Origin of the sequence: Pseudomonas sp. TMW22091, assembly GCF_022496705.1 — a bacterium.
In the GTDB taxonomy this organism is placed as follows: domain Bacteria; phylum Pseudomonadota; class Gammaproteobacteria; order Pseudomonadales; family Pseudomonadaceae; genus Aquipseudomonas; species Aquipseudomonas saxonica.
Map to the genome: position 1 here is coordinate 15829 of NZ_SCFI01000003.1, position 26662 is coordinate 42490.

22 protein-coding genes are annotated in these 26662 nt (G+C 57.4%); 15 read left to right on the top strand and 7 right to left on the bottom strand.

What is annotated here, in order from left to right; all coding sequences use genetic code 11:
* The first annotated feature begins 490 nt into the window (after positions 1-490).
* The 11 genes from EQV93_RS06635 to EQV93_RS06685 all read left to right on the top strand — a co-directional run bounded on the left by EQV93_RS06635 (position 491) and on the right by EQV93_RS06685 (position 16982).
* On the top strand, positions 491-2296 hold the full coding sequence (locus EQV93_RS06635) for an ABC transporter ATP-binding protein (protein ID WP_240891184.1): 1806 nt from the start codon (positions 491-493) through the stop codon (positions 2294-2296).
* A gap of 502 nt (positions 2297-2798) precedes the next feature.
* The gene (locus EQV93_RS06640; protein ID WP_122783593.1) at positions 2799-3608 is read left to right on the top strand and encodes an energy transducer TonB; all 810 of its coding nucleotides are present in this window, start codon (positions 2799-2801) and stop codon (positions 3606-3608) included.
* A 51-nt stretch (positions 3609-3659) separates the two neighbouring features.
* Positions 3660-4364: a MotA/TolQ/ExbB proton channel family protein gene (locus tag EQV93_RS06645; RefSeq protein WP_122783592.1), complete on the top strand. Its 705-nt coding sequence runs from the start codon at positions 3660-3662 to the stop codon at positions 4362-4364.
* A complete protein-coding gene (locus EQV93_RS06650; RefSeq protein WP_122783591.1) occupies positions 4364-4765 on the top strand; it encodes an ExbD/TolR family protein in 402 nt (133 codons plus the stop codon). The genes EQV93_RS06645 and EQV93_RS06650 overlap by 1 nt, the downstream gene beginning before the upstream one ends.
* A gap of 275 nt (positions 4766-5040) precedes the next feature.
* Positions 5041-7758 carry a TonB-dependent receptor gene (locus EQV93_RS06655; RefSeq protein ID WP_240891185.1) on the top strand — a complete coding sequence of 906 codons (2718 nt, stop codon included), beginning with the start codon at positions 5041-5043 and terminating at the stop codon, positions 7756-7758.
* Between the two features lie 136 nt (positions 7759-7894).
* A complete protein-coding gene (locus tag EQV93_RS06660; RefSeq protein ID WP_240891186.1) occupies positions 7895-9772 on the top strand; it encodes an extracellular solute-binding protein in 1878 nt (625 codons plus the stop codon).
* A 1-nt stretch (position 9773) separates the two neighbouring features.
* Positions 9774-10844: a microcin C ABC transporter permease YejB gene (locus EQV93_RS06665; RefSeq protein ID WP_240891187.1), complete on the top strand. Its 1071-nt coding sequence runs from the start codon at positions 9774-9776 to the stop codon at positions 10842-10844.
* Positions 10844-11866 (top strand): ABC transporter permease, encoded by a 1023-nt coding sequence (locus EQV93_RS06670; protein WP_146426121.1) that lies wholly within the window; start codon positions 10844-10846, stop codon positions 11864-11866. The genes EQV93_RS06665 and EQV93_RS06670 overlap by 1 nt, the downstream gene beginning before the upstream one ends.
* 15 nt (positions 11867-11881) lie before the next feature.
* On the top strand, positions 11882-13492 hold the full coding sequence (locus EQV93_RS06675; RefSeq protein ID WP_240891402.1) for an ABC transporter ATP-binding protein: 1611 nt from the start codon (positions 11882-11884) through the stop codon (positions 13490-13492).
* A 380-nt stretch (positions 13493-13872) separates the two neighbouring features.
* Positions 13873-16104, top strand: coding sequence for a hypothetical protein (locus EQV93_RS06680; protein ID WP_240891188.1), 2232 nt, complete (start codon positions 13873-13875; stop codon positions 16102-16104).
* Positions 16104-16982: a tetratricopeptide repeat protein gene (locus EQV93_RS06685; RefSeq protein ID WP_240891189.1), complete on the top strand. Its 879-nt coding sequence runs from the start codon at positions 16104-16106 to the stop codon at positions 16980-16982. Before EQV93_RS06680 ends, EQV93_RS06685 begins: the two co-directional genes overlap by 1 nt.
* Positions 16983-17080: 98 nt before the next feature.
* Here EQV93_RS06685 and EQV93_RS06690 read toward each other — a convergent pair whose 3' ends face one another.
* The 7 genes from EQV93_RS06690 to EQV93_RS06720 are packed head-to-tail and all read right to left on the bottom strand — an operon-like array spanning position 17081 to position 24083.
* Positions 17081-17554 (bottom strand): flagellar FliJ family protein, encoded by a 474-nt coding sequence (locus EQV93_RS06690; protein ID WP_122782747.1) that lies wholly within the window; start codon positions 17552-17554, stop codon positions 17081-17083.
* Positions 17555-17580: 26 nt separating this feature from the next.
* Positions 17581-18900 (bottom strand): flagellar protein export ATPase FliI, encoded by a 1320-nt coding sequence (gene fliI, locus EQV93_RS06695; RefSeq protein ID WP_336247121.1) that lies wholly within the window; start codon positions 18898-18900, stop codon positions 17581-17583.
* A 3-nt stretch (positions 18901-18903) separates the two neighbouring features.
* Positions 18904-19596 (bottom strand): flagellar assembly protein FliH, encoded by a 693-nt coding sequence (fliH, locus tag EQV93_RS06700; RefSeq protein WP_122782745.1) that lies wholly within the window; start codon positions 19594-19596, stop codon positions 18904-18906.
* 10 nt (positions 19597-19606) lie between these two features.
* The gene (locus tag EQV93_RS06705) at positions 19607-20662 is read right to left on the bottom strand and encodes a FliG C-terminal domain-containing protein (protein ID WP_122782744.1); all 1056 of its coding nucleotides are present in this window, start codon (positions 20660-20662) and stop codon (positions 19607-19609) included.
* Positions 20634-22313, bottom strand: a complete 1680-nt coding sequence (gene fliF, locus EQV93_RS06710) for a flagellar basal-body MS-ring/collar protein FliF (RefSeq protein ID WP_240891190.1) — start codon at positions 22311-22313, stop codon at positions 20634-20636. Before fliF ends, EQV93_RS06705 begins: the two co-directional genes overlap by 29 nt.
* Positions 22314-22318: 5 nt before the next feature.
* The gene (locus tag EQV93_RS06715; protein ID WP_122782742.1) at positions 22319-22651 is read right to left on the bottom strand and encodes a flagellar hook-basal body complex protein FliE; all 333 of its coding nucleotides are present in this window, start codon (positions 22649-22651) and stop codon (positions 22319-22321) included.
* A 52-nt stretch (positions 22652-22703) separates the two neighbouring features.
* Positions 22704-24083, bottom strand: a complete 1380-nt coding sequence (locus EQV93_RS06720) for a sigma-54 dependent transcriptional regulator (protein WP_272492563.1) — start codon at positions 24081-24083, stop codon at positions 22704-22706.
* Positions 24084-24420: 337 nt separating this feature from the next.
* Here EQV93_RS06720 and EQV93_RS06725 point away from each other — a divergent pair, with 337 nt between their 5' ends.
* The 4 genes from EQV93_RS06725 to EQV93_RS06740 are packed head-to-tail and all read left to right on the top strand — an operon-like array spanning position 24421 to position 26661.
* Complete coding sequence (locus tag EQV93_RS06725; RefSeq protein ID WP_122782741.1) at positions 24421-25260, top strand: FliM/FliN family flagellar motor switch protein; 840 nt, start codon at positions 24421-24423, stop codon at positions 25258-25260.
* Positions 25257-25625 carry a flagellar motor switch protein FliN gene (gene fliN, locus EQV93_RS06730; RefSeq protein WP_146386146.1) on the top strand — a complete coding sequence of 123 codons (369 nt, stop codon included), beginning with the start codon at positions 25257-25259 and terminating at the stop codon, positions 25623-25625. Before EQV93_RS06725 ends, fliN begins: the two co-directional genes overlap by 4 nt.
* A gap of 50 nt (positions 25626-25675) precedes the next feature.
* The gene (gene fliP, locus EQV93_RS06735; protein WP_411172356.1) at positions 25676-26389 is read left to right on the top strand and encodes a flagellar type III secretion system pore protein FliP; all 714 of its coding nucleotides are present in this window, start codon (positions 25676-25678) and stop codon (positions 26387-26389) included.
* A complete protein-coding gene (locus tag EQV93_RS06740; RefSeq protein WP_122782738.1) occupies positions 26389-26661 on the top strand; it encodes a flagellar biosynthetic protein FliQ in 273 nt (90 codons plus the stop codon). The genes fliP and EQV93_RS06740 overlap by 1 nt, the downstream gene beginning before the upstream one ends.
* Position 26662 lies beyond the last annotated feature (1 nt).

Genomic DNA, 26662 nt, shown 5'->3' on the forward strand with positions numbered 1-26662 from the left:
CCCCGTCACACACCCCCCGCTCGCCCTCGAAATCTTTACCCAAACCAACAAATCTGAACATTTACAGAACAAAAGTTACAACTTGGCACAAATATTTCTTGTCATTTCTCGTTCGTAATCTTCAGGCCGGGCACACAACGCCCAGGGTGGCTGTAACGCCCCCATTGCGAGCAGGGACGGCATCCACGTCCGCATTCAGTGCAAGGACTGGCCAAAAGTCAGGTCCAAGACCCGCTGTTATAAAGGAATATTCACGATGTGCTTAGTGTGCCTTATGCCAACCATGCCTCGCCGCACGATCCCTTTGCGCCCCCTGCCTCTGCGCCCTTGTTCTCCGGGCACCGACACATAGCCCGACCCGCGCTGTGACGCCCCGCTCTGTGCGCTGGGCGTTTGCTAGACGTACTCCGTGATCGACAACCTGCGTGCCTGGCGGCGCCGTGTGTGCTGCCACATCGACTCGTTTGTCCTTATCCAAGAAAGGTCAGTCATGTCTGAAGTTGACGCTATTACCGTTCCTCCTGATCGGCCGTGGGCCTTCGTGTGGCACTACATCCGCCTCTATCCCGGCTGGTATTGGGGCATTGCACTCCTGCAAATCGGCGCCGCCATGACCGCGACCTTGATGCCTTATGCCATTGGCCGCATTACCGGGGCGGTGAGTGACGGATTATGGGATCAGAGCGACCTGCTACAGGCCAGTCTCCCTGCACTCGGTCTTTTATTGGGCCTTGGGGTCGCGCAGATGCTCTGTGCCCGGGGCGCTACCTTTTGCATGATCATGGTTCGCCCGCATCAGAAAGTGCGCATCACCCGTGACCTGTTTGCCTATCTGCAACAACACTCACCGCGTTATTTCGGCGAGCACTTTGCTGGCAGCCTGGCCCAACGGATCAGTGAAGGCAGTATTGGTCTGTTGGACACCACGTGGGTACTGATCGTGGAGATGCTGCCGATTCTGGCGGTGTTGATCACAAGTCTCGTGCTGTTGACGCTGGCCTCGCCGTGGCTTGGCCTGAGCTTGCTGGTGTGGGTGATGTGTTACTCGCTGTTGGCGTACGCGCTGTCGCGTAAAGCTCAAGTACTCGCCCACGAACATGCGCAAACACGCAGTGTCACCACCGGCAAGATTGTTGATGCAGTAGGCAACCTGAGCAGCATCCGCCTGTTTGCCCGCCAGGGTTTTGAACTCGACTACTTGACCCGCTTTCAGGCCAAAGAAAAGAAAGCCGCCCAGCGTTCCTTCTTCTATCAGGAAAAAATCCGCCTGTTGCAGGACAGTTTATCGATCCTGTTGCGGGTCGGTCTGGTGGCACTGGCGTTGTACTTGTGGCAGTTGGGCAAAATCGATGTCGGTCAATTGGTCATGGTTGCAACTCTGGGCCTGATGATTGTGGCGCAATGCAGTTTTCTCAGCATGCAGTTCATGCACTTGTTCGAGTTTGTCGGCAACATTGAAAACAGCATCAATACGCTGCTGCAACCTCATGAAATGCCCGACCGGGAAAAAGCCCAACCGGCTGTTATCAACAAAGGCGTGATTGAGTTCCGTAATGTCAACTTCAGCTATAACCCCGGCGCGCCGATTTTCAGAAACTTCAATTTGCACATTCGCGCAGGCCAACGGGTCGGTATTGTTGGCCTGTCAGGTTCTGGAAAGTCCACCCTGCTGAGTCTTTTACTGCGCTCTTATGACCCGCAAAGTGGAACCATTGAAGTTGACGGTACGGACATCCAGAATATGACTCAACAGTCATTACATCGCCATATTGGTTTAATTCCTCAAGAGCCCGGTCTGTTTCATCGCACCTTAAAAGAAAACATTGGCTATGGCGATGTACTCGCCAGTGACGCACATATTGTGCAGGCCGCAAAACGTGCTCATGCCCATGACTTTATCCTGCAAATGCCGGACGGTTATAACGCCTTGATCGGTGAACGCGGGGTCAAACTGTCGGGTGGCCAGCGCCAGCGCATTGCAATCGCTCGTGCGTTACTTAAAAACGCACCGATACTGGTCCTTGATGAGGCCACTGCCAGCCTCGACTCAGAGACTGAAAGCCTGATCCAGGGCAGCCTGGATGACATCATGGCGGACAAGACGGTGCTGGTCGTGGCCCACCGCCTTTCGACCATTGCCCATCTGGACCGCATCGTTGTACTGGATAAGGGCACCATTATCGAAGACGGCAGCCATGCCCAATTGCTGGAGCGCCGCGGGCTGTATTACCGGCTATGGCAGCATCAATCAGAGGGTGCATTAAGTGAAACCGACCCCACGCTGACAACTGCCTGATGCTCAACACGCGTGTCAAACCCAGCGCTTTAAATTAAAACCGTTTTACCGAATAAACTGAACAAATAAGTGCACTAATACTTGGCACACTCCTGTCACTTTGGTGCACTTATTCAGGACAGCAATGCTTTAGTGTCAGATTGTCCAACAATCTTAACGCCCCACTTAGTCGCGAGTAATTTATAAATAAGGGGCCTGCAACATAGGCACTAACCCTGTTTATAAAACACTCTAAATGCCGTACTTATTTATCCTGCCATGCACCCAACTTTGACGTTCTTGGCACAGCCGTTGCTTTACTTAACTTAACAAAACTACACGTGCTTCAGGCACTGACTTATCACCGATTTATCGGGAGCCAAGATGAAGTATTTGCCACGTAGCCCTTAACGCTAGAGATAAGTGAAACCTCACTTATCGAACGACTGAACCGACCATTCTCGTCCCTGCGTGCAAGGGCGAACGGAGCCTTATTGCCCTTCATTTAGTCGAGGGACTGTTAATGAGTGACGAGGTAAAAAACCAGACCCGCCCAGCGCCAGTGCTAGATGCTGAACGGATTAAACAGTGGACGCACATCAAACATGTGCCCAATACCTCGCAGCCGGGGGGCTTGGGCAAGCCGCAGATCATTATGTTGATTGGCGCGGTGGTGTTGCTGCACGCCAGCGCCTGGTGGTTTTTCCAGCAGGCCAAGGCTGAACCGCTGATCACCCCACCCGAAATACCGGAAATGACCGTTGAGCTGACCAGCCCCGCGCCGCCGGCCCCTCCGGTGGAAGAACCGCCGCCGCCCCCACCACCGCCCGAACCCGAAACACCGGAGGTGGATGAGGATGCGGTCAAGGAACCGCCCAAGCCGGTGGAGAAACCCAAGCCCATCGAAAAACCCAAGCCAGTGGTCAAGCCTAAACCGGTGCAAAAGCCACAGCCGGTCAAACCTGCACCACCGGCACCGGCTGCACCCGCAGCACCAACGGCGCCAACCGCCCCACCAGCGCCCGCCGCAGCGCCCGGCCCGGTTAAAGAAACCGCAGCCGTATCCGGGTTGGCGAGTCTGGGCAACCCACCGCCGGAATACCCGTCTCTGGCATTGCGCCGCAGTTGGGAAGGCACCGTGGTGTTGCGCATCAAAGTGCTGCCCAACGGCCGTGCCGGCACCGTGGAAGTGACCAAGTCCAGCGGCAAGCAGGCATTGGATGACGCGGCTGTAGAAGCGGTTCGCAACTGGAAGTTTGTGCCGGCCAAACGCGGCGACACACCCATTGAAGGTTTTGCCACCCAGACCATCGCTTTCAAATTACCGGAATAACCCTGTCGGTTACCGACACTTACTTAGTTAGACACTGTGCGAGGTGTAGCCATGAACGAATCTCTGTCTTCAATGATTGTCCCTGGGGTGCTGTGGGCACTGGTGCTGTTTTCGGTGATGAGCTGGGCCTTGCTGCTCATCAAGTCATCGCAGTACCTGCGTCAGAAATCGCAGAATAACCAATTCAGCAAAGCCTTCTGGGCCGCTCCCGACCTGCTCACTGCCGCGGAACACGCCAGCCAGTACCCAGGGTCTTTGGCGCGCATTGCCAACAGTGGCTTTGAAGCCATGATCGTCGATGACACACCACGCAATACCCAACAACTGGCGCACACCATCAACCGCTCCGACCGTCTGGAGCGCAACCTGCGCCAGCAGATTCAGAAGGAACGTCGTTCGCTGGAAAGCGGTCAGGCCATTCTCGCCAGTATCGGCAGCACCGCGCCTTTCATCGGTCTGTTCGGTACGGTGTGGGGCATCATGGAAGCGCTGCAAAGTATTGGAGTCAGCGGATCTGCCAGTCTTGAAACGGTGGCCGGCCCTATCGGTCATGCACTGATCGCCACCGGCGTGGGCATTGCCGTCGCCGTACCCGCGGTACTGATTTACAACTTCTTCCTGCGCCGTCTGAAACTGGCCTCGGCCAATATGGACGACTTCGCTCACGACTTCGATGCACTCGCCCAACGCAGCGCGTTCGCCATCGACCGCCAGGCCATTTCCAATAAGCGCACCGCTGTGCGGGAGGCGAGCTGATGTCTTTCTCAACCCAGGACAGCGACGAAGTTCTCAGCGAAATGAACGTCACCCCGCTGGTAGACGTGATGCTCGTGCTGCTGGTGGTGTTTATCGTCACCACGCCGATGATGACCAACGCCATCAAGATCAACCTGCCCAAGACCGACGCCGTGGTATCGGAGCAAAAGAAAGACCCGGTGGTGGTCAGTGTTGATCAGGACGGCAAGTTCTTTCTGGCCAAGAACGAAGTGGCCCCTGAGCTGCTGGAAAAAAGCCTTCAGGAAGTGAAAGCCAAGGACCCGGAAGTACGCGTGCAGTTGCAGGCGGATGAAGGGGTCAACTACGGCCAGGTGGCCAAGGCCATGGCTTCCATTGAGCGTTCGGGGATCAGCAAGATTTCCGTGATGACCGCCAAATGAGGCCCTCACCCCACCCCTCTTCCAAAGGGAGAGGGAGCTGATAAGTGCTGTTGCACAAATAGGCTTCTGCCTTTAGCCCCCTCTCCCTTTGGGAGAGGGCTGGGGTGAGGGGTTTTTAACACCACACGATACACATGCCGCGCAAGGGCTTTTAGCCCATGCAGGGGAGCGGCTTGCTTGAAGAAAGTGTTTTGCCCGGGTCGACACAACCCATCTGGAGTCATGAGGGCCCATAAGGCCATTCCAATAAACGTCTAAAAAAGTCGGAAGTAACCATGCAGATGAAGCGTTCAGGTTTTACCCTCAAGCCCCTCGTTGCCAGCTTGCAACGGCATCGATTCGTGCCTCTGTACGTCATGGCGTTGGGGATTAGCGCAGGTCAGTTACAGGCTGCTGAAGCCACAGACGCTGAGGGCTCATCCAGCGCCGTCGCCGTGAGCGCAGACGCGGTTGCCGCACCTGCCACCACGCAACTGGATCGCGTCGAAGTAACTGGCTCGGCCATTCGCCGGGTTGATGCCGAAACCGCGGTGCCCATCACCATTCTGCGCGTCGAGCAATTGCGCAATGAAGGTGTGACCACCACCGCCGAAATCATGCAGCGCGTCACCGGTAACCAAAGCCTGCAAAACGCCGCCAGCTCGGTAGGCAGCTCAACCGGCGGCGCCAGTTTTGCCGACATGCGCGGCATCGGGGCCAACAAAACCCTGGTGCTGCTCAACGGGCGGCGACTGGGCAACAACGCCATCGACGGTTCCGCGGTTGACTTGAACACCATCCCGTTCGCCGCTATCGACCGCGTCGAAGTGCTGCGCGACGGCGCCTCGGCACTGTACGGCACCGACGCCATTGGCGGCGTGATCAACTTCATCACCAAAAAATCGATGACCGACGGTACGCTGTCGCTGGGCGGTGAAGGCGCGGATGCCAGCGGGGGTGGCAGCAGCCACGACATCAATGCCAGCTGGGGTTATGGCGACCTGGAGAAAGACCGCTTCAATGTCATGGGCGTGGTGGGTTACAACAAGCAGGACAGCCTGCGGGCCAAGGACCGCACCTTTACCAGCGCCTACGACCCCGGCCGTGGCCTGGACGGAACCTCCGGCACCGCGTTCCCGGCCAACTACGGCCAGAACGGGGTCAACACCAATCCACTGGCGGGCAGCAACTGCGACGGGCCAGGCCTGGTGTCGCGTCAAGGCGTGTGCCGCTTCAGCACGCGTGACTATATCGACCTGATACCCGAGACCGAAAAAACCTCATTCTTTGGTCGAGCTACCGGCAAAATTACCGACGAAGACAACGTCAACCTCGAGTACTTCTTTGCGCGCAACAACAATGCCACGTCAGTCGGCCCTGCGCCCCTGACCGGTTTGACCATGGACCCGACCTCACCCTACTACCCCGGCAATGGTGTGACGCCCGGTTCTACCATCCCCGGTTTCGACCCGACTCAACCCATTGATCTGAACTGGCGCGAAACCGCTGCCGGCGCCCGCCAATCCAAAGACCAGAACACCAGCCAGCGTCTGGTGCTGAGCTTCGACGGTGTGGCCAAGGGTTGGGATTACAACGTCGGCGCGTCGTATAACCAGAACAAAGTTGTTTCCAGCCTCACCAACGGCTATATCAGCGACGCCGCCATGATCGACGGCATCGCTGACGGCATCATCAACCCGTTCGGCCCGCAAACGGCTGCCGGGCAGGCGCTGATCGATTCCAGCCGTTACCACGGCCAGTACTCCTCATCCGTAGGCCGCGTGACGGGCCTGGACGGTCGCATGAGCCGTGAAGTCGGCGACTGGTTCGGCGCAGGGCCTTCAGGCCTGGCCATCGGTGGCGAATTCCGTCAGGAGAAGTTCCACCAGAACTACGAGCCTTTCCTCGACGACGTCGGCAGCCTGGGCGTCACCTCGGAGGCCAGTGTTCAGGGCGATCGCACTGTCAAGGCGGTGTACACCGAGCTGAACGTGCCAGTGCTCGACAGCCTCGAACTGTCTGCCGCCGTGCGTCACGACAAATACAGCGACTTCGGCAACACCACCAACCCCAAATACTCGTTCCGCTACCAGCCTGTTAAAGAACTGGTGGTGCGCGGCGCCTACAGTGAAGGGTTTCGTGCACCGTCACTCTACGAGCTGTACAACACGCCCTACACCACCTACACCCAAGGCAGCTATAACGACCCAGTACTGTGCGCAGGCGGTGTCGTACAGCCCGGCGGCAACGCCGGACGTGACTGCGGCCAGCAATTTCTCAACCGCACCGGCGGCAACACCCAACTGTCACCCGAAAAAGCCCGTAACGTGACCGTAGGCTTTGTCTATCAGCCGGTGCGCAACCTGTCGGTGGGGCTTGATTTCTGGTGGATTCATATCGCCAACCAGATTGAGGAGTTCCCTGAGTCCACCGTATTCGATGAGGCAGGTACATACGCCGACCGCTTTGTGCGCAACGCCGATGGTTCGCTGGCCTACGTGCAGACCGGCCTGGCCAACCTGGGTGCGGTTAAAACCAGCGGTGTCGACGTGTCGATGGACTACAAATTCCCCAACACCCCTTACGGCCAGTTCGGCCTGGGCCTGCAGGGCACGTATGTCTCGCGCTACGACTACCAGACCACCATTGGCGGTTCGTACACCGACCGCGCCGATGCGTTTGAAGGCACGGGCGTAATTTCACGCTGGAAGCACGTGCTGAGCGGTACCTGGAACCTGGGCGCGTACCGTGCCTCGTTGGTCAACCGCTTCACCAGCGGTTATGACGACTACGACACCGAGACTCACTCTCGTGTAGCGTCTTACACGCTGTGGGACATCTCCGGCGGTTACACGTTCGACAAAACCGTGGATCTGGACGTGGGGATCAAAAACATGTTTGACCGCAACCCGCCGTTCACCAATCAAACCTACAACTTCCAGACCGGATACGATCCACGTTATGCCGATCCAATGGGCCGTACATTCTTCGCCCGTGCCACTTACCATTTCTGAGTGAGCACCGGTGCTGGCACACTCCTGCCAGCACCGGTTTAACTGCGAAATCGCGACCCTGCCGCTGTTTAACGCGCACTGCGGCGGGGATTTTTCCAGGCAGTCAACGGTTCAACACGCGGTACAAGGAAGCCCCATGATGTCTGCATTTTTCCTGCCCCTGCTCCGCTCTCTGTGGGTACCCGTGCTGTCATGCGTGTGCCTGAGCGCTAATGCTGCGCCCAGCCAGGCCATGACGGTCTATGGTGAAGCGCCCAAATATCCAGCCAATTTCCAGCACTTCGACTACGTCAATCCACAAGCGCCCAAAGGCGGTTCGCTGAGTCGCACGTCGATGGAAATTGGTCAGTTCACCTACCTTTCGCCGTATATCGACCAAGGCACCGGTGTCGCAGAAGTCGATCAGTGGGTGAACTCACCCCTGGCGTTCCGCTCGCTGGATGAGCCCTATACGGTTTACGGGCTTATCGCGCAAAAAATGGAACGTGACCCGGACGGCTTATGGGTGCGTTTCTTCCTGAACCCCAAAGCGCGTTTTGCTGACGACACCCCGATCACTGCGCAAGACGTGGCCTTTACCTACGACACCCTGATGACCAAAGGCAGCCTGAGCTATCGCATGCTTTACGGCGAGGTCAAGGACCGGGTTATCGAAGGTCCGCTGCAAATCCGCTTCGACTTCAAGAACAACCAGAACCGCACCTTGGCGCTGGATCTGGCGAGCATGCACATCCTCCCGGAACACTGGTGGAAGACCCGCGACTTTGCGGTCGGAGGTGGCTATGAGCCGCCGCTGGGTAGCGGCCCCTATTCGGTCTCGCAGGTCGATGCGGGCCGCAGTGTCACCTTTGAGCGCAATCAACACTGGTGGGCCAAAGACTTGCCGGTGAGCAAAGGCCTGTACAACTTCGATCGTTTGAAAGTGATTTTTTACAGCGACATCGACGTAGCCCGCGAGATGCTCAAAGCCGGCGCGTTCGATTACAACCGCGAGTTTTCCGCGACCGGGTTCAGCATTGGCTACGCCAGCCCGGTGCTCAGCGATGGGCGCCTGCAAAAAAGCGTGTTCGCCAAAGAGAAACCGGGTGCGGGCCAAGGCTTTACCTTCAACCTGCAAAACCCGTTTTTTCAAGATCGCCGAGTGCGCGAGGCGCTGAGCCTGCTGTGGGATTTTGAATGGACCAACAAGCAGATGATGCGCAATTTCTATGTGCGCGCGCAGAGCTACTTCCCCAAAAGTGAAATGTCCGCCACGGCACTGCCCGATGCCCGTGAACTGGAGATTCTCGAACCCTTGCGCGGGCAGATCCCGGATGAAGTGTTCACCGAGGTGTACCAGGCGCCGAAAACCGATGGCAGCGGCTATATCCGCGACAAACAGCTGCAAGCTTTGGCGCTGCTCAAGGAAGCCGGCTGGAGGCCAAAAGGCAACCTGCTGGTCAACGCTAAGGGTGAACCGCTGCGCTTCACCTTTCTCGACAGCCCCAGCGGTTTCGATCGCATGGTGTTGCCCTGGAAACGCACCTTGGCGCAAATCGGCATCACCATGGACATCCGCAAAGTCGACTCGGCGCAGTACATCAACCGCACCAACGCCCGTGACTACGACATGATAGTCGGCCAGTTCCCCCGCAACGGCCAACCGATCGTCTCGCCGGGTCGTGAGCTGTACGACATGTTTGGTTCTCGCAGCGCCACCCAGGCCGGCGCTTCCAACAACATGGTGCTACGTAACCCGGCCGTCGACACCCTGATCGACGGGCTGGTTCAAGCCAACAGCCGCGATGAAATGGTGCATTACGCACGGGCCCTCGACCGCGTATTGCTGTGGAACTACTACATGATTCCTCACTACTACTCAGCCGGCACGCCGACGGTGTACCTGAACCGCTTCGGCCAACCTGCTAAGGAGGCCAAATTCGACGAAGGCCTGGACACCTGGTGGGAAATCAGCAAAACCCCGTTAACCAATGCGGCGTCTGGCCAGGCCAACGCACAGCTGGAGGGTCATTGAGATGTGGCATTACATCAGCCGTCGCCTGTTACTCATCATCCCCACCCTGCTGTGCATTCTGGTGGTCAACTTTCTGATCGTGCAGGCCGCCCCCGGCGGTCCGGTGGATCAAGCCATCGCACGCTTGCAGGGTTTCGGTGGTGGTGCCGTAGGCGGTGGTGGCGGCGAAATGGCCGCGTCAGCAGGCGGAGCCAGCCGTAGCAGCCGTGGCCTTGACCCGGTACTGATTGAAGAAATCACCAAGCACTACGGCTTCGACAAGCCCATGCATGAGCGTCTGTGGCTGATGCTCAAGAATTACGCGCAACTGGACTTCGGCACCAGCTTCTTTCGCGGGGCCAAGGTTACCGACCTGATCCTGCAAAAATTGCCGGTGTCCATCTCGCTGGGCTTATGGGCCACCCTGATCACCTACCTGATTTCAATCCCGCTGGGCATCCGCAAAGCCATCCACAACGGCAGTGCGTTCGATGTCTGGACCAGCACCGCGATCATCATCGGCTACGCCATGCCAGCGTTCCTGTTCGCCATTTTGCTGATCGTGGTGTTTGCTGGCGGCAGTTACGTCAGCTGGTTTCCGGTACAGGGCATGGTCTCGGAAAACTTCGACAGCCTGAGTTTTTTCGGCAAGATTGGCGACTACCTGTGGCACATGGTGCTGCCCGTTTCAGCGCTGGTGATTGGTGGGTTTGCCACGCTGACCATCCTCACCAAAAACAGCTTCCTCAACGAAATCAGCCGCCAATACGTGGTCACTGCCCGAGCCAAGGGCCTGACCGAACGCCGTGTGCTGTATGGCCACGTGATGCGCAACGCCATGCTGCTGGTGGTGGCCGGGATTCCACAGGCGCTGATCGAAGTGTTCTTTGCCGGTTCCTTGCTGATCGAAACCATCTTCAACCTCGACGGTATTGGGCGCATGAGCTACGAAGCCGCCGTGTCACGTGACTACCCGGTGGTGTTCGGCACCCTGTTTCTGTTCACCCTGTTCGGCCTGTTGATCAAGCTGATTGGCGACCTGTGCTACACGCTGCTCGATCCCCGTATTGATTTCTCGGCGAGGACTGCCTGATGTTTACCCTCTCTCCTCTGGGCCGACGCCGCCTCAAGCACTTCAAAGCCAACCGCCGCGGCTGGTGGTCGTTATGGATCTTCGTGGCATTGTTTGTGGTGTGCCTGGGCGGCGAACTGATCGCCAACGACAAACCGCTGGTGGTTCATTACAAAAACCACTGGTACTTTCCGATCATTTCCAACTACGTCGAAACCGACTTTGGCGGCGAGCTACCCTTCGAGCCTGACTACAGCAGCGAGTATGTGCGCAAGCTGATTACCGATCAGGGCGGCTGGATGTTATTTGCACCCATCCCGTTCAGCTACGACACGGTCAACTACGACCTCACGCAACCCGCGCCCAGCCCTCCCAGCGCCAGTAACTGGCTGGGCACGGACGATCAGGCCAGGGACGTGCTGGCACGGGTGATATTCGGTGCGCGCATTTCCATCCTGTTTGCCTTGATCCTGACTGCCGTCAGTGCCGTGGTGGGCATTACCGCCGGCGCCTTGCAAGGTTTCTACGGCGGGCTGGTCGATCTGTTTGGCCAAAGGGTGCAGGAAATCTGGGCCGGGCTGCCGGTGCTGTACCTGCTGATCATTCTGTCCGGATTTGTCGCGCCGAGTTTCTGGTGGTTGCTGGGCATCATGGCGCTGTTCAGCTGGCTCGCGCTGGTGGACGTGGTGCGCGCCGAGTTCTTGCGTGGCCGCAGCCTGGAATACGTCAAGGCCGCGCGAGCCTTGGGCTTGACCGACGGCGCACTGATGCGACGGCACATTCTGCCCAACGCCATGACCTCCACCCTGACCTACCTGCCCTTCATTCTGACTGGCGCCATCGCCACCCTCACCGCCCTGGACTTCCTGGGTTTCGGCATGCCACCGGGCACCGCCTCGCTGGGCGAACTGATCGGTCAGGCCAAACGCAACCTGCAAGCGCCGTGGCTAGGCCTGACCGCGTTTTGTGCGTTGGCATTGATCCTGTCGCTGCTGGTATTTATCGGCGAAGCCTGCCGCGATGCCTTCGACCCACGGACTTGAATAATGAGCACTGAAATGAGCGAAAACCTGATTGAAATACGCGACCTGCGGGTTGGTTTTGGCGGCAAGGAAGTGGTTCACGGCATCAACCTCGACATCCGCCGCGGCGAGTGCCTGGCGCTGGTGGGTGAGTCGGGCTCCGGCAAGTCCGTGACCGCGCACTCAATCCTGCGCCTGCTGCCCGGCAAGGATGTGCAGACACAAGGCAGTATCCGCTATGGCGGGTTAGATTTGGTGACGGCCAGCGATAGCCAATTGCGCAGCCTGCGCGGCAACCGGATCGCGATGATTTTTCAAGAACCCATGACCTCGCTCAACCCGCTGCACACCGTGCAAAAACAGATCAGCGAAATTCTCATCACCCACAAAGGGCTGAAAAAACGCGCTGCTCGCGCCCGCACCCTTGAACTGCTGGAACTGGTCGGCATACGTGACCCGCTACAACGCCTCAACGCCTACCCGCATCAGCTGTCGGGTGGTCAGCGGCAACGGGTGATGATTGCCATGGCGCTGGCTAACGAGCCGGAACTGTTAATCGCCGACGAACCGACCACGGCGCTGGACGTAACCGTGCAACAGAAAATTCTTGAGCTGCTGATCGACCTGCAGCAGCGCCTGGGCATGTCGTTACTGCTGATCAGCCATGACCTTAACCTGGTGCGCAAAATCGCCCAGCGCGTGTGCGTGATGCGCGGTGGCGAAATTGTCGAGCAAGCCAGTTGCCAGAATCTGTTCCGTGAGCCCAAGCACCCCTACAGCCGCATGCTGATCGAAGCCGAGCCCAGCGGTCATCCTGTCAGCAGCGAATACCGGCATAACCTGCTGCAAGTTGACAACCTCAAAGTCTGGTTCCCGTTGCCCAAGCCTTTGTTCAGCCGTGAGCGGCAATACATCAAAGCGGTAGACGGGGTCAGTTTTGAACTAAAAAAAGGCCGCACCCTTGGCATCGTCGGGGAGTCTGGCTCAGGCAAATCCACCTTGGGTCAGGCGATATTGCGGCTGGTGGACAGCGAGGGCGACATTCGCTTCGCCAACAAACACCTGAACCTGCTCAACCAGAACCTGCTGCGTCCTTTACGCAGGCAAATGCAGGTGGTCTTTCAAGACCCGTTTGGCAGCCTCAGCCCGCGCATGTCTGTGCAGCAAATCATCAGCGAGGGTTTACTGGCCCACGGTATAGGCACTGTGCAAGAACGCGAGGCGGCGGTGATTCGTGTCTTGCAGGAAGTGGGGCTCGACCCGGAGAGTCGCCATCGCTACCCCCACGAATTTTCCGGAGGCCAGCGCCAACGGATCTCAATCGCCCGTGCGTTGATCATGGAACCGGCGTTGATCTTGCTGGACGAACCCACCTCGGCACTTGACCGCACGGTACAGAAACAAGTGGTTGACCTGCTGCGAGACCTGCAAGCCCGGCATGGCCTGACGTACCTGTTTATCAGCCATGACCTGGCCGTGGTGCATGCACTGGCTCACGACATGATTGTGATCAAGGATGGCAAAGTGGTGGAGCAAGGGGATGCGCATTCGATCTTTGCAAACCCGCAACATCCCTATACGCGGGAGTTGTTGCAAGCCAGCAGTTTGAAAGTGCCAGAACGGGCGGTGGACGCCGTATTGGCATAACGGCAAAACGCAAGTGCAAGTGCAAGTGCAGTGCTCTTGCCTTGCTCCTGCTCTTGTAGCCGCTGTCGAGGAACGAAGGCTGCGATCGATGGCGCTGACGTCATAAATCCATCGCCAATCACTCAATAACCCCATCCAATACTCGATTAATCCTACGCAATTCCCGCTCTTGGCCTTTGAATCACCAGAGGTGTCCTACATCCAGCGTGCATCTGTGGTTGTTACCTTCGCGACCTACTGAGTTCTGACCCGGTTCAGACCTCCCTCGCGCAAGGAATCTCTATGCCTCGCTCATTGTCCCGGCTTCCATTCATCCCGAAAGCTACATCCCCACTCGAACAACCGCCTGCACAGCCCTTCGCCAACGAGGAGCCGGACGCATGAGCTATCCCTACTCCCCCGAATCTTTCAAATTCGATCCCAACCAACCTATCAACCTGACGATGGACTGGTTCGCCAACACCTCCTATTACCCGCCCCGCGCCGGAGTGCTCACCGAGCCGCTGGTCAATGGCCAAGCTGCCTTTGGCGCAGTTCATGACGCCATCGAGAACGCCCGACACAGTGTCGACATCATCACCTGGGGCTTTGACCCAGCCATGCGCCTCAAGCGCCCCGGCGGCTTGCGAGTGGGTGACTTACTGGCGGCCAAAGGCAAGCAAGGCCTCACTGTGCGAGTGCTGGTGTGGCGTAATGTGCTGGCCGATTTCGTTGAAAAAACCTTGCCCGGCATCGGTCTGGGCGGCTCAGGCGGCACCGCTTTGGGCTCGGGGATCATGAACGGCACCGCCGCCGACAATGAAGTGTTTCGCCTGGATAAACGCCGCACCCAAAATCTGCAAAAAATCGGCTTGCTCGGTCAAGACCTGCTGCTGGCTGAGTACCTGCGCCAAAACAAATCCCCCAGCTACGACCCGGTTTTCGTGGCAAAAGCCGCCCTGCGCCTAAAGGAATGGCAAGACGAAAACGCCGAAATAAACCGCCTGGCTGAAGAACAGGAAAGCGCACAGGGTTACAACAAAATCTCCGGTTCCGGCGGCACCCAGCACGACCCCTGGGGGCAGATCTACACACGAGACTGGTTCAAGAACGTCAATAGCTCGCGCATGAACAACGTCGAGTTCCGCACCCGCGACTTCGACAGCACCACCGAAACCGTCATGAATGACGAGCAAAGCAGCATCGTCCGTGGCCGCTTCGCCATCCTGCGCGACCTGCTCAATGCCGAAGGCATCAGCGACCTGAGCATCGGCCAGATGGTGTTATTGACCCAGTTCGCCAGTCATCATCAAAAAATGGTGCTGGTGGACTACGGCACGCCACAGGCCATCGGCTTTGTGATGGGCCATAACCTGCACCGTAACTACTGGGACACCGACGCCCACCTGTTTGATGACCTCAAGGCCGGTCGCGACAAGGGTTTCGGCCCTTGGCAAGACATCTCGATGAAGGTCACCGGCCCGGTACTGGTCGACCTGAGCCACAACTTCGCACAAGCCTGGGACCTCGAAAACCCGTGGTACACGCGCTGGTTTGCCGATACATCGCTGCGAAAAGAACGCGACGCCTTGCCCATCCCCGACATAGTCACCACCACCGCCCACAGCGTGGCGCAGGTGTGCCGCACCCAGCCGCAGTACGGCGAAAAGTCCATTCTTGAGCACTACATCAAGGCCATTGGCAACGCCCGCGACTATGTGTACATGGAAAACCAGTATTTCCGTTACAGCGACTTTGCCAAGCGCTTGAGCACCATCGCCAAAACCCGCAAAAATCGGGGCGCAAAGGGCGACATCTACCTGTTCGTGGTCACCAACACACCCGACTCAAAAACCGCCTCGGGCACCACCTACGAAATGCTTCAGGCGCTGGGCCAGGAACAGCTCATGCCCCAGGTTCAACGGGATCTGGCTCAAGGCCTGACGGAGCATCTGGAAGACCTCGAACACCTGAAAAACACTCCGCCTTTCCAGCCCTACCAGCTCCCTGCCCACCAGGAGAAAATCCAGAAACTGCAAACCAAGGTCGACGCCTTGCTTGAGCAAGGTATCACCCCTGAAGTGGGTGAACGACTGGACGGCCTGACCCCGGAACAGATCGCCGAACTGGCCGCCAAAACGGATGCGGACAGAAAGCCGTACGAACTCAGGGAAATCCCCGGCCTGAAAATCATCATTGCGACCCTCGCCACCAGCGACCCGGCTCCGGGAAGTGCACCGCCTCTGCCCATGTCGGCCGAGACTGAAGCCCAGCTCAACGCCCCGGTGATTAAAGCCCGATATAAAAACATCTACGTGCATTCAAAACTGCTGTTGGTGGATGACGTTTATACCTTGCTCAGCTCCGCCAATATCAATATCCGCAGTATGCACAGCGACTCGGAATTGGGGATTGCGCACCCACATCCGGTGTTGGCGAAGTCTTTAAGGGAGAAGTTGTGGGGGATGCATGCCAACAAAATTGAATTATCTGCGATTGAGAATTTCAAGTATTGGAATGATCAAATGGATAAAAACTGGAAAGCAAGGATAAAAGGCACGCCCCTCAAGTCACATCTCCAGCGCTTCTGGGACATAACAACACCCTATAGTCCTGCATTTACGGTGGACTAATGCGCGCATTAACTAGTATTGCCTTAGCGTTGTTTTTGACTTCCGGAGTTTCAGTGATGGCCGACCCTAAAACTTTTATATGCGCCCATGAAAATGACAATTTACCCTCACTTGACCCTTTGGCAGATGCTTGGTACAGAGAAGCCGTACTGTTAGCAAAGCCGGACACTTTACGACCTTGGGATCGCATAGTTGAACTTTATAGCAAAGCAGTTGAGCGCGATCACTGGAGGGCTATGCATAACCTCGCAGCTCTATACCGCACCGGTTGGCCCGGAGGTGTAGAAAAAGACACCCAAAAGGCTATCGACCTTTATCAGCGCATGATTGATCTCAATATCCCACAAGGCTTTTACAATATGGGGGCAATCATTGGAAATAAGGCGGGTGTAAAAAATCCAGCCACAGATGGTCTGACATTTTTGGACAAGGCCGCGAGAATGGGCAATCCGGCTGCACTTACAGAACTCGGCAAGCAATACATATATATAGGCAATAAAGACGCGCTCGGACTAGAATATACGCAATGTGCTGCAGATCAAGGGTATGGACAAGCCTACTACGAGCTAGGCTCTTATTACGAAATCGTCAAAAGCAACTTTCCTATTGCCCTAAACAACTACCAAAAAGGCTTATCACTTGGCAATGATAGTTCAGCGCGAACAATGAAAAACCTGTTCTGCAAAACTACACCCCCACATGAAGCTATGTGGTACATGCCAAACGACGACTTGTATGAGGTTTATAACGACTACTACCTAAAGCTCCTGGCAAACCCCGAGCTTAAATTCCCAGACCTTATTAAAGACCACCCCCTCCCGCCCCATCCAACCCAGGGTTATGACGCAGACAGACCGAACTGGAAGCCAGATCAGTAGCAATCTTTTTGAATATCTAGGCCCGGAAAATATCATGGTTTCACTCACGATCCGATTCCCGGCCGTGCACCGCACAGATGAGTTAAGGCCTTCAGTGTTTATCCGCGACTGCGTGAATGCCCCTCTTCACCTTTGATCGGCAACACCGCATCTACCGAGTTCCTCCACCACGCCTGACTGGCCAGACCGTCCTGTATCTTCTGCTCTTGAAGAGCCAACGATGCCTGCCACACACGCATTTTTTCATCGATAACCTGCGCCAGTACCTTCTCCTGGCGCATCACGGCAAAGAGCTCTTGCTGGATGCGATCAAGGTTTTGCTCGGCCAGCTTCAACTCACGCACCTGCAAGTTATTCATGGCATGCAAAGTCGCCTTGTATTGCTGCACGTTATGGCGCTGCAAGGGCGTGCTGGTAACACTGTTGACGTCGCACAGCCGGGTCAGCGCGGCAATATTATTGCGATAACGCTGGCAGAGATTTTGCTGATACGTCACCCGGCCCATCACCTGACGCACTTGCAGGGCTCGCAACCCAGCCAGCCGGTTAAGCACTCTGATGCGGTCCTTCATGCCTGACGCACTCCCCTACCCATGCCTTACCTGACAATGCTTTGCAGCGTTTCGATGCAGGCTTTCAGCTCTGCGCTGGCGCCTACGTCCTGACGTAAAAAACGTTCGATGTTGGGCGCCAGTTTCACCGCACGATCCGTGCCGGGGTCCATGCCCGGTGTATAGCCACCCAACGGAAGCAACTCCCTGATACCGTCATACAGATTGGCGTATTCCTTGAACTGGCGGGCGGCGTTGAGGTGTTTTCGGTCAGTGATCTGGCTCATGCAGCGGCTTACGGAAGCCGCCACATCAATGGCCGGGTAATGACCGACATCGGCCAGCTTGCGCGACAACACAATATGACCGTCGAGGATGGCACGGGCACAGTCGACAATCGGATCTTGATGATCATCGCCTTCGGCCAGCACGGTATAGAGCGCACTCAAGCTGCCTGTCGCGCACTCGCCGTTGCCTGCACTTTCGACCAGTTCGGGCAGCATCCCGAACACTGAAGGCGGATAGCCTTTGGTCGCAGGCGGCTCGCCAAGCGCCAGGGCAATTTCACGCTGGGCCATGGCATAGCGCGTCAGGGAGTCCACCAGTAACAACACGTCATGCCCCTGATCACGAAAGTAAGCCGCAATGCTGTGGCACAACTCGGCGGCTTTGAGGCGCATTAACGGTGACTCGTTGGCCGGAGCCACTACCACCACGGCTTTGCGCAACCCCTCTGGGCCAAGCGAATGCTGAATAAATTCCTGAACTTCACGACCCCGCTCACCGATCAACCCGACCACCACTACATCAGCCTTGGTCTGCCGGGTGATCATGCCCAGCAATACGCTCTTGCCCACACCGCTACCGGCAAACAAGCCCACACGCTGACCTTTGCCCAGTGTCAGCAAGGCGTTGATTGCGCGCACACCCACGTCCAAGGGCTCGGTAACCGGCTGGCGCTTGAGCGGACTGACCTTGGGCAGCTCGGTGGTGAGGGTATCTCGCCCGCTCAGTTTGCCCCCCTCATCCATCGGCTCCCCCAGCCCGTTTAGGACCCGGCCCAGCCAGGACTCATCAATCTGCAAAGCGGCATCATCACGGGCCGGGAACACGCGCGAACTGGAACTCAAGCCCAAGGGCTTTTTGAAAGGCATCAGGTAAGTGATGTCGCGATTGAAACCCACCACCTGCGCATCCAGCAGGCTGCCATCGGCCTGCTCGATGTAGCAGCGTTGACCCGTCACCCGCTGGCAGCCAATGCTTTCGAGCAACATGCCCGACATGCGAACCAGCCTGCCGCTGACCTTGGCCAGTTGCACGGCGTCCAATGAGCGTAACGCCTCATCCAGCTTGAACCGTTTGAGCACAGGTTATTCCTCAATCAGGTGCAGGTGCTCGCTGAGGGTCGACACACAGGCATCCAGCCGCTGCTGGCAGCCCACATCGACCTCCGCTTGAGGGGTGACGATGCGGCACTCGCCCAAGGCCAGGGTGTCATCGGCCACCAGACGCCAGGCGGCGGCGCGATCGGGCGCCAAATCCTTGATGCGGGCAAATTCTTGCGGGTGCAACTGGATGTGCACGTCTTCAGACTCCAGCGCCATGCCTGACAACGCCTCTTCGGCCAGGGTCAGCAGTTGCATGGGGCTCAAGGTCAATTCGCAGCGGATCACCTGTTCACTGACCTTCTTCACCAGTGCCAGCAGTTCTTCACGGCGTTTGCGCTCGAACTCGGCCATAAAAGTGCGCAACAGATTATTCGTCGCTTGCAGCGGCTCACTGGCTTGATCGAATGCCAGACGGCCATCGCGTTGCCCTTGAACCAGCCCTTGCTTGAGCCCTTCCTCATGGCCCGCAGTGAAGCCCTGCTGATGGCCTGACTCACGACCTTGTGCCAGACCTTCCAGATAGCCTTTTTCATTGCCCTCCTGAAAACCCTCGGCGATGGCCCGCTGAAACGCAATCGGATCATTGATCAGCGCTTGCGCTTCAAGGTCAGGCAAAGGCGAAAATCGATATGGCCGCCACTCAACACTGGCGCCTTTTACCACTTTGATCGACACGCGCTACCCCTCACTCAACCGTTTGCTCACGGAATAACTGCACAGGCAAACCGCCTTCAGTCGCCATTTCACGGACAATTGCCATGATTTCTTTGCGCACTTGTTCAACGCGACTGCGGGGCACCGGCCCCTGCCTGCGGGTCTGGGCTTCCATCTGCTGCATCTGGCGGCGCGGCATCGCGCCTTGTATCGCCTTGACCAATGCCGGTTCTGCACCCTTGAGCGCAACCACCCATTCGCTCAACGGGATGGCTTCGAGCAAGGTTTGCAGCACGTCCTGGGTTTGCCGGGAGAGGATGAAGAAGTCATACATCTCATCTTCAATGCGCTCCACCAGCGTTGTGTCCTGAGCACGCAGCAGTTCAAACATCTGCTCGCGGTCGCCCTTGTAACGGTTAAGGATATCGGCCGCCTGCTTGACCCCGCGAACTTGGGAGCCTTGGGTGGACAGCACCGACAGGCTTCGTTCGATCAGTTGCTCCAGTTCCTTGATCACATCGCTGTTGATTTCGCTGAGGTTGGCGATGCGATACAAGAGTTCGTCGCGGCGCCAGTCCGGCATGTGTTCAAGCACTTCGCTGGCCATGCCCGGCGGCAGAAAGGCCAGAAAAACGGCCTGCATTTGCGCATGTTCATTGGCGATCAGGGTAGCGAACTGTTTGGGATCAACCCATTCCAGCTTGACCATTTTTGCCCGTATTTCTTCGCCATAGATGCTGTCCAGCAGGCTGCGGGTGATGTCACTGCCCAAAGCTTTGCCGAGCATGCCCGACAGGTAGCTGCGCGAGGCGCCCTTGATGCTGCTTTGCTCTTTGTAGTCATCAAAAAACCGGCAGATGACTTCCGACACCATCGGTTGTTTGACATTACTGAGGCGGGCCATCGCCTGGCTGATAATCACAATTTCTTCGCGGGAGAAATGCTTGAGCACTCCCGCACACACGCCGTCACCCATGCTCAGCATGAGAATGGCCGCTTGTTCGAGTGAACTCATGCTGCGGTTCTGCGCCGTACGTGCGCGCAGCTCCTGCATGACGTCAGTTGGACGAGGGGAGACTGCTTTCATTGCGACCTATCCATTGTTTGATAACTTCCGACACGCGTTCGGGGTCATTTTCAGCCAGCATCTGCAAGTGTTCGACCTGTAACTCAAGCCCCGATCCCGCCGCAGGCAGTTGAATTTCAGACAGCGGGTTCAGTTCGCCCAGCATGCTGGGTCTGTTCTCGGCAGCCAGGCTTGCAGGCAGTGCCCGTTCAGCACTCTCGCTGCCCACCTTCAGCGGGTCATGCCCCTGCAGGCTTTGCGCCTGCGAGCGCCCCATCAAGCGGGACAGTGCCGGACGCACCACCAGGAACAGCAGCAATAAACTGACAAGCGCGATCACGCCCAGTTTGACCAGCTCAAGGAACGTCTCCTGCTGCCACCAGACGGGAGGAGCAACAGACAGGTCTGACGCTGCAAAAGGGAACACGCTCAAGGTCAGGACATCGCCGCGAGCGGCGTTGAACCCCACCGCACTTTTTAACATCGCCTCCAGCTCTGTACGGGCGGCAGGCGGCCAGCCGCCATCCGCCTCAGTGCTGCCATTGAGCACGACGGCAATGCTTTGGCTGCGCACGTTGAAGGGAGCGTGTTTGACGTGGGTGACGCTCTGGTCGTAATCCAGTTTGCGATTCGACTCTTTGCGCAGTGAGGTGGCGCCCTTGTCCGCAGTTGCCGGCGGTGTGCCGACCGCAGGCGCCGCCCCGCCGGAAGGCGGGACCGGGCGGTTGCTGAGCGACCCGGGCACGCCCAGCGCCAACTGGTCGAGCACGCTTTCATCGCGCAGCTCTTCGTTGCGCACGTGTGGGGTAGTACCGAACGCCTGAACGGTTTCTTCTTTCTGGCTGAAGTCGATGTCGGCAGCCACGCTTATCCGGTAATTGCCATTACCCAAGATAGGCGCCAGCACCTGTTCGGCATTGCCCGTGACCCGCTGCTGATAGTCCTCGACCTGCTGGCGGCTCTGCTGCGGCCCGGTATCGCCCTCCGTGAGGCCACGGGATAAAAGCGTGCCGTACTGGTCCACCACGCTCACGTCTGCGACCTCAAGCTTGGGGACGCTGTTGGCCACTAGACGGGCAATCGCACCGACCTGTTCAGGGTCGAGTTTGCTGCCCGCGTTCATTTGCACCATTACTGAGGCCTTGGCAGGGTCACGATTACTGATGACGAATGAATTGCTCTCTTGCAGCGCCAGGTGAACGCGCGCGCTATCAATCCCCTTCAGGCTCATGATGGTGCGGGCCAACTCACCTTCCAGGCTGCGCTTGAGCCGCACATCCTGCACAAACTGGCTGGTGCCCAGCGGCTCGTCCTTATCGAACAGACCGTAACCGACCGGTACTGCCACCTGCACACCTTTGGCACTGAGCAACATGCGCGCACGGGCAAGGTCAGTGTCCCGAACCATAATCTGGCCGCTTTGCGGGTGCAGCTGGTAAGCGATTTGATCGGCATCCAGCACCTGCATCACCTGTGCCGCAGGATACGCCTCGCCCGCACCATAGAGCGGGCGCAATGAGCCCTGGTCGCGCCACAGGTACAACACCGCGCTGATCGCCAGCAACGCCGCGACACCGGCCATCAAACCCAACGCAACTCGCGGATCAAGTTTGAACCCGGCGAGCAGCGCCTTGAATTTTTCGTTGATTGTTTGCAGCACGTCAGCACTCATTGTCGTTACACCGGCATTCTCATCACGTCATCAAATGCCGTGGTCAATTTATTGCGCACTTGCAACAACGCACTGAACGCTACGCTCGCTTTCTGGCTTTCTATCATCGCGCCTGCGAGGTTGTCGCTCAGCCCGCTGTCCACAGCGGCCATCGCGTTACTCGCCACATGCTGCTGTGCGTCAACAGCTTTCAGTGCCTGATCGAAGGCCACGCCAATGCCTGTTTCAGCGCCCTGATCAAACACGGCTGAGGGTTGGATGACGGGGGTGTGCAGCAGGCTTGTGGCCTGTTCCATCTGGCCCAACATCTGTTGCTGGACGCTCTGGATTGAGGTCATGAGGAAAGTCTCCATCGCTATGGCCAAGGGAAGTTGAATGTAAAGGGAAGGCTCAAACCGGCACCCGTACGCCTTGATCGCGCATGGCGCTCAGGCGGTATCGCAGGGCTCGCGGGGTCATGCCAAGGCTTTGCGCGGCCTTGCTTTTGTGGCCGTCGCATTTGCGGATGGCATCCAGCACATGCTGGTATTCGGCCCATTTACCCGTTGCACGCAAGGCGGCCTTGCCGTGGGACAAGGGGCTGTCGGGCAAAGCGGCAACGGTGTTTTGCTCGGGGCTGCAAAGCCCCAGGTCGCGGGGTTGAATAAAGAGTCCTTTGCGCAACACCAACGCGCGTTGCAGCGTGTTTTCAAGCTCACGCACATTACCCGGCCAGTCGTGCTGCAAGAGCACCTGACAAGCCTCGTCTGTGAGCAGGTCATCGCGATGTTCCTGCGCCGCGTACTGGTCAATAAAGCGTCTGGCCAAGGCCAGAATGTCCTCTTGGCGCTCACGCAACGGGGTGATATGCAAGGGCAGCACATCCAGGCGGAACATCAAGTCGGCACGAAACCGGCCCGCGGCCACCTCAGCGCCAAGGTCACGGTTGGTGGCGGCAATAATGCGCACATCCAGAGCGATTTCCTTTTGTCCGCCGAGCCGTTCGACCCGCTGTTCCTGGAGCACGCGCAGCAATTTGGCTTGCAAACCCAAGGGCAATTCACCGATTTCATCCAGCAACAGCGTGCCGCCATTGGCCATTTCGAACTTGCCCGGCTGCACGCTGACAGCTCCGGTAAAGGCTCCGCGCTCGTGGCCAAACAACAACGATTCGAGCATTTGCTCAGGGATGGCAGCGCAATTGACGGCCACAAAGGGAGCACTGTCAGCGGAGGAAAACCGATGGATATAGCGTGCCAACATCTCTTTTCCGGTGCCCGTTTCGCCCGTGATAAGGATCGGCGCCCGGGTGCCCGCCAGCCGCTGGGCCATTGCCAACAGGCGTCGACTGGCCGTTGAACAAGAGACAAAACTGTCCTGCACACTGGCCGAAGCGGCTTGACGCTCCAGCACAGCCTTTATCTGAGACGCGCAGAACGGGGCTAGCAGGTAATCGACACAACCGCTGTCCATCAGGGCCGCCGCCCTGTCCTGCTCGGCATATTCGACAACGGGAATCACACTGATATGCGCTGCGCGACGAATCAAATGAACCACATCGGCCTGCAATAACTGCGGGTTATAACCGCTGACCAAAATAAACACCAACGTGGCGCATGTGAGCGAGGACGGCGCAAGTTGCGCACAACTTTCATGGCACTCAACCGTGCACTGTAGTTGTGTCAAACTGTCGACCAGTTTTGAATAGCCACGGCACTCCGGGTGCCCGACAACAATGACAGCCGACGACTGTGTCGCTGTTTTAGAGTGCCCAACACCGGAATAACTCAACGCACTATTGACTGATCTCACCGTAAGTCCCTGCTCTATAAATCGCCGTGCTTCAGGCGGCTGACAGACATGCCCGAAGGCAGATTCATGACACTTTTATTGCGCTGCGCCGTACTGAACAGGTAGATGAGTGTTTGACAGCGACGACGCTGGCAAACATTACCCCGAGCCCCCAAGCGCTGAAAAATCATGAATCATCAAATCTTCGCCGGGCTTATCAAGCCCTTTTCAAATAGGCCTTTTGATAGTTTTTGATTAGCCTGCCCCGCCCATAAGCGTTATTTTTTGCCACATTCAGTGACCCTCCCGGCGGTACTCAGAGAATGTTGCAATCACCATGACGCCTCACACAAAAGTTCAGCACTCGGTGCCCGTTGAAGTGCTCACGTTTTTAAAGCCTGAGAAACTCGGGCGGCACTACCACAAAGTGCCTGACTATATAAAAGGGATGACTAACAAGTATGCCCGGGTTATTCCTGATTATTTTCTGAGCCAGTACCGAATCAACAGTGATTTGCAGCACGTGCGTATTCACGAACACTTTACCCGCGCGCCCGATTGTCGCTATCACACTGAAATCGGCACGTTAGGTTTTAGTATTGATCGCCCTCTGTTGGCCGAGTTACTTGAAAGTTATTACGGCGGCATTAGTCCGACCAGCCAGAATGACCCTCCGGTCAGTGCGTCGGAAACCCGCCTGCTCGCCAGAATGGGCATCGACCTTTGCCGGATATGCGCGCGGATGCTCAACGGGGGGACACCCTTGCAGCACATTGACGACGCGGTCAGTACCTATGAAGAGATTCACTGGGGCTATTGCGTCGAGTTTGTGTTTGGCAACCTGGAAGCGGGGGTCGACGCCTCGGTCCATCTGTTTCTCGACACCCACGCCGTTGACGAACTGACCCGCCATCTCAGCGAACCTGCCCCGGCACTCACGGCGCAACCTGACGAGCAGCGTATTAGCCAATTGCCAGTGCGCCTGGACTGCGTACTGGCCCGCATGCAAATGCCATTGGTCAGCGTTCTGGCGTTGAACGTCGATGACATTGTGATGGTGCGTTTGCTGGAGCGCTGCGAGGTGCACATCAAGCAGCAAAAGTTGTTCTACGCAACCCTCGCCGAAGATGACGGGGCCTTGTATTTAACCTCACTGGACAGTGTCAAAAGCCCATGAACACCTCCCTTAGCGATACCGAACTGGACAGCTTGCTCGATGATACTCAGCTTGACCTCGAGCAAGGGCCTGCCCTGCCCGCCCCTCCTGCCCGTGAACCATTGCCCCAGCAGGACTTGAAGTTCTTCGGCAAGATCCCGGTCAACGTGACCCTTGAGGTGGCCTCTACCGACATCACGTTGCGCGAGTTGATGGACGTGGACATCAGTAGCGTAATTGCCCTCGACAAACTGGCGGGAGCGCCGCTGGACGTGAAGGTCAACGGCGCTCTCTTTGCCAAGGCCGAGGTGGTGGTGGTCAATGGCAACTATGGCCTGAGGATTGTTGAGCTGTGTGGCTCAACCCTCAGTGATCTGAGCGGATGAGCCGGTTCAAGCAGGTCGCCCGGTGCTGCCTGTTGCTGCTCACGGTGCTGATGCCGATGCCCGCCGTGGCCGCCAGCGGCGACATTTCGCTGTTCAGCCTCAATGACAGCGAAACGGGCCAGGTGCTGAGCATCAAGCTGCAGATCTTGATCATGATGACCCTGCTGGGTTTTCTGCCTGCCATGCTCATGATGATGACCAGCTTTACCCGCTTCATCATCGTGCTGGCCATTTTGCGCCAGGCGCTTGGCTTGCAGCAAAGCCCGCCCAACCAGATTTTGATCGGCATTGCCCTGTGCCTGACCATGCTGGTGATGCGCCCCGTGTGGATGGAGATCTACAGCGAGGCCTATGAACCTTTTCAAAGCGACCAGATATCCATGGAACAAGGCCTCGAAGTCGCCAAGAAGAGCATCAGCGGTTTCATGCTGGCGCAAACCAACAAGGCATCGCTTGAAACCATGGTGGCGCTGGCCAACGAGCCTTTGCCACAAAACCTGGAAACCCTGGATTTCTCTTTGCTGCTCCCGGCCTTCGTGCTCAGCGAGGTCAAAGCCGCTTTTCAACTGGGCTTCATGATTTTCTTGCCGTTTCTGGTGATTGATCTGGTGGTGGCCAGTGTACTGATGGCAATGGGCATGATGATGCTCTCGCCCATGATGATTTCACTGCCCTTCAAGCTGATGGTGTTTGTGTTGGTCGACGGCTGGGCGCTATTGGTGGGCACCCTGACCTCCAGTATTCAACCCTTTGGAGGTGGCTGATGCTGACCCCGGAAATCGCCGCAGGCCTTGTCAGCAATGCGATACAGATCACCGCACTGATTGTCTGCGTGCTGGTGGTACCGAGCCTGCTAGGGGGCTTGGTGGTTAGCGTGTTTCAAGCCGCGACCCAGATCAATGAGCAAATGCTCAGCTTCTTGCCGCGCCTGCTGATCACCCTCGGGATGCTGATTTGGGGCGGCAACTGGATCTTGCGCACCCTCAGCGACCTGTTTATCGAAACCTTCAAGCAAGCCGGAACGTTGGTGGGTTGAC

Excerpts from the sequence above, each read along its gene's own strand:
- EQV93_RS06655 (WP_240891185.1), top strand. The coding sequence starts at position 5,041 with ATGCAGATGAAGCGTTCAGGTTTTACCCTCAAGCCCCTCGTTGCCAGC.
- EQV93_RS06675 (WP_240891402.1), top strand. The coding sequence starts at position 11,882 with ATGAGCGAAAACCTGATTGAAATACGCGACCTGCGGGTTGGTTTTGGC.
- EQV93_RS06645 (WP_122783592.1), top strand. The coding sequence starts at position 3,660 with ATGAACGAATCTCTGTCTTCAATGATTGTCCCTGGGGTGCTGTGGGCA.
- EQV93_RS06670 (WP_146426121.1), top strand. The coding sequence starts at position 10,844 with ATGTTTACCCTCTCTCCTCTGGGCCGACGCCGCCTCAAGCACTTCAAA.
- EQV93_RS06660 (WP_240891186.1), top strand. The coding sequence starts at position 7,895 with ATGATGTCTGCATTTTTCCTGCCCCTGCTCCGCTCTCTGTGGGTACCC.
- fliN (WP_146386146.1), top strand. The coding sequence starts at position 25,257 with ATGAACACCTCCCTTAGCGATACCGAACTGGACAGCTTGCTCGATGAT.
- fliP (WP_411172356.1), top strand. The coding sequence starts at position 25,676 with ATGCCGATGCCCGCCGTGGCCGCCAGCGGCGACATTTCGCTGTTCAGC.
- fliF (WP_240891190.1), bottom strand. The coding sequence starts at position 22,313 with ATGAGTGCTGACGTGCTGCAAACAATCAACGAAAAATTCAAGGCGCTG.
- EQV93_RS06680 (WP_240891188.1), top strand. The coding sequence starts at position 13,873 with ATGAGCTATCCCTACTCCCCCGAATCTTTCAAATTCGATCCCAACCAA.
- EQV93_RS06685 (WP_240891189.1), top strand. The coding sequence starts at position 16,104 with ATGCGCGCATTAACTAGTATTGCCTTAGCGTTGTTTTTGACTTCCGGA.
- EQV93_RS06715 (WP_122782742.1), bottom strand. The coding sequence starts at position 22,651 with ATGACCTCAATCCAGAGCGTCCAGCAACAGATGTTGGGCCAGATGGAA.
- EQV93_RS06740 (WP_122782738.1), top strand. The coding sequence starts at position 26,389 with ATGCTGACCCCGGAAATCGCCGCAGGCCTTGTCAGCAATGCGATACAG.
- EQV93_RS06640 (WP_122783593.1), top strand. The coding sequence starts at position 2,799 with ATGAGTGACGAGGTAAAAAACCAGACCCGCCCAGCGCCAGTGCTAGAT.
- EQV93_RS06705 (WP_122782744.1), bottom strand. The coding sequence starts at position 20,662 with ATGAAAGCAGTCTCCCCTCGTCCAACTGACGTCATGCAGGAGCTGCGC.
- EQV93_RS06650 (WP_122783591.1), top strand. The coding sequence starts at position 4,364 with ATGTCTTTCTCAACCCAGGACAGCGACGAAGTTCTCAGCGAAATGAAC.
- EQV93_RS06690 (WP_122782747.1), bottom strand. The coding sequence starts at position 17,554 with ATGAAGGACCGCATCAGAGTGCTTAACCGGCTGGCTGGGTTGCGAGCC.
- EQV93_RS06635 (WP_240891184.1), top strand. The coding sequence starts at position 491 with ATGTCTGAAGTTGACGCTATTACCGTTCCTCCTGATCGGCCGTGGGCC.
- EQV93_RS06665 (WP_240891187.1), top strand. The coding sequence starts at position 9,774 with ATGTGGCATTACATCAGCCGTCGCCTGTTACTCATCATCCCCACCCTG.
- EQV93_RS06725 (WP_122782741.1), top strand. The coding sequence starts at position 24,421 with ATGACGCCTCACACAAAAGTTCAGCACTCGGTGCCCGTTGAAGTGCTC.